We start from the raw sequence: 3,083 nt of genomic DNA on the forward strand, positions 1-3,083 counted from the left end.
TCACGGTGCCGGTGGTTTTGCCGGCTTCGATGGTGATGACGGCGCCGTTGGACAAAGTCACGGTCACTGGCGAACCAGCGGCATTGGTCAGGGTTGCGGTGTAAACAATCGAACCGCCCTCGGCCACAGATCCCGTGGCGCTCAGCGACAGGTTTGTCGTGTCGACGGTGTCGGTCACGGTGGTGCTGACCGGAGTCTTGTCGGCTACGAGGTTTTCGTAGTTGCCGCCGGAAACCCCAGTGATCGAGTTGGTCAGCGAGGCCTGACCGGTCAGCGCATCGTTCGGTGCGGTGAAGGTCACGGTGCCGGTGGTTTTACCGACTTCGATGGTGATGTTCTGACCGTTGGCCAGCGTCACGGTGACAGGCGAGCCGGTGACTGGCGCGCCAACAGTGGCGGTGTAAGTAACAGTGCCGCCTTCAGCCACCGAGGTATCAGCCGTCAGTTTCACGGTCGAGGTGTCGATGGTGTCAGTCACTTCGGTGACGGCTGGAACCGTGCTCGGCACCAGATTCTCGAAGTTGCCACCGGTAGCGGTGCTGATGGTCGCCTGCACATTGCCGGCGTCTTTGTAGACGTCATCAGTCGGCGCAGGAACAGTCACGGTGCCGGTGGTTTTGCCGGCTTCGATGGTGATGACGGCGCCGTTGGACAAAGTCACGGTCACTGGCGAACCAGCGGCATTGGTCAGGGTTGCGGTGTAAACAATCGAACCGCCCTCGGCCACGGAGCCGGTTGCGCTCAGCGACAGGTTAGTGGTGTCGACAGTGTCGGTGACATTGGTCGAAACCGGGGTCTTGTCGGCCACCAGATTTTCGTAGTTGCCGCCGCTCACCTCAGTGATCGCATTGGTGATCGGTGCGTGGCCGGTCAATGCATCGTTCGGCGCAGTGGTGGTCGCGGTGCCGGTGGTCTGGCCAACACCAATGGTGATGGTCTGACCGTTGGCCAGCGTCACGACGACAGGCGAACCGGTGACCGGAGCGCCAACAGTGGCGGTGTAAGTGACGGTGCCACCTTCGGCCGCGGACTCGGTCGCGGTGAGTTTGACGGTGGTGGTGTCGAGGGTATCGGTGACATTGGTCACGGCCGGCACGGTGCTCGGCACCAGATTCTCGAAGTTGCCGCCCGTTGCATCCTTGATAGTGACTTCGACTTTACCGGCGTCTTTGTAAACGTCATCGGCAGGCGCTGGAACAGTGACGGTGCCGGTGGTTTTGCCGGCTTCGATGGTGATCACCGAGCCGTTGCTCAGGGTCACGGTCACCGGGGTGCCGGCCGGGTTGGTCAGCGTCGCGGTGTAAACGATCGACCCGCCTTCAGCCACCGAATCGGTCGCGGTCAGGTTCAGGTTGGTGGTGTCGGTGGTGTCCGAAACCGTGGTGTCGGCGGACTTGCCGTCGACCGCCAGTTTTTCGTAATTGCCGCCCGTGGCGCCGTCGATGGTCACGCTCAGCGAGCTGCCGCCGGCCAGAGGGCTATTCGGTGCAACGAAGTTCACCGAGCCGGTAGTTTCACCGACAGCGATGGTAATGGTCTGGCCGTTGGACAGGTTCACGACAACCGGCGAGCCAGTGACTGGCGCGGTCACGGTCGCGGTGTAGACCACGGTTTCGCCTTCAGCGACGTTCGCCGTGGCGGTCAGCGACACGGTGGAGGTGTCGATGGTGTCGTTGACCGTGGTGACCGCTGGCGCTGTGCTGGTGACCAGGTTCTCGAAGTCGCCACCGGTCGCGCCTTTGATGGTCGCTTCAACCGTGCCGGCATCTTTGTAGACGTCATCTTTCGGCGCGTCGACAGTGACGGTGCCAGTGGTTTTGCCGGCGTCGATGGTGATCACTGCGCCGTTCGACAGGGTCACGGTGACTGGCGAGCCAGCAGCATTGGTCAGGGTCGCCGTGTAGGTGATCTGGCCGCCTTCGTTGACCGAGCCGGTCGCGCTCAGCGACAGGTTGGTGGTGTCGACAGTATCGGTAACGGTGGTGCTGACAGGGGTTTTGTCGGCCACGAGGTTTTCGTAGTTGCCGCCGGAAACGTCGGTGATCGCGTTGGTCAGCGGCGCGTGGCCAGTCAACGCATCGTTCGGCGCGGTGGTGGTCACGGTGCCAGTGGTTTTGCCGACTTCAATGGTGATGTTCTGACCGTTGGCCAGCGTCACGACGACAGGCGAACCGGTGACCGGAGCGCCAACAGTGGCGGTGTAAGTGACGGTGCCACCTTCAGCCGTAGACTCGGTGGCGGTCAGTTTGACCGTCGATGTGTCAATGGTGTCCGTCACTTCGGTCACGGCTGGTGTGGTGCTCGGCACCAGGTTCTCGAAGTTACCGCCAGTGGCGTCCTTGATGGTGACTTCGACTTTGCCGGCGTCTTTGTAGACGTCATCGGCGGGTGCTGGAACCGTCACGGTGCCTGTGGTTTTACCTGCTTCGATGGTGATTACCGAACCGTTCGACAGGTTCACGGTGACTGGCGAGCCGGCCGGATTGGTCAGGGTCGCGGTGTAAACGATCGAACCACCCTCGGCCACGGAGCCGGTTGCGCTCAGCGACAGGTTGGTGGTGTCGGCAACGTCGGTAACAGTGGTCGATACCGGGGTTTTGTCGGCGACCAGATCTTCGTAATTACCGCCGGAAACGCCGGTGATCGAGTTGGTCAGCGGCGCATTGCCGGTCAACGCATCGTTAGGCGCAGTGGTGGTCACGGTGCCGGTGGTTTTGCCGACTTCGATGGTGATGTTTTGACCATTGGCCAGCGTTACAACCACGGGCGAACCGGTCACCGGCGCGCCGACGGTTGCTGTGTAAGTGACGGTGCCACCTTCGGCCACAGTGGTGTCAGCCGTCAGTTTCACGGTCGAGGTGTCAATGGTGTCCGTCACTTCGGTCACGGCTGGTGTGGTGCTCGGCACCAGGTTCTCGAAGTTACCGCCAGTGGCGTCCTTGATGGTGACTTCGAGTTTGCCGGCGTCTTTGTAGACGTCATCGGCAGGCGCTGGAACAGTGACGGTGCCAGTGGTTTTGCCGGTTTCGATGGTAATGATCGAACCGTTCGACAGGGTCACAGTCACCGGCGAGCCAGCCGGG

Annotated in this window: 1 protein-coding gene; it reads right to left on the reverse strand. The window is 61.7% G+C overall.

Going from position 1 to position 3,083, the window contains the following annotated elements; translation table 11 throughout:
* The coding region (locus tag AACY19_RS26460) for an immunoglobulin-like domain-containing protein (protein ID WP_339454450.1) at nt 1-3,083 on the reverse strand (3,083 nt) is incomplete at both ends.

The sequence above is a fragment of the Pseudomonas sp. EA_5y_Pfl2_R50 genome (assembly GCF_963970475.1).
In the GTDB taxonomy this organism is placed as follows: Bacteria; Pseudomonadota; Gammaproteobacteria; order Pseudomonadales; family Pseudomonadaceae; genus Aquipseudomonas.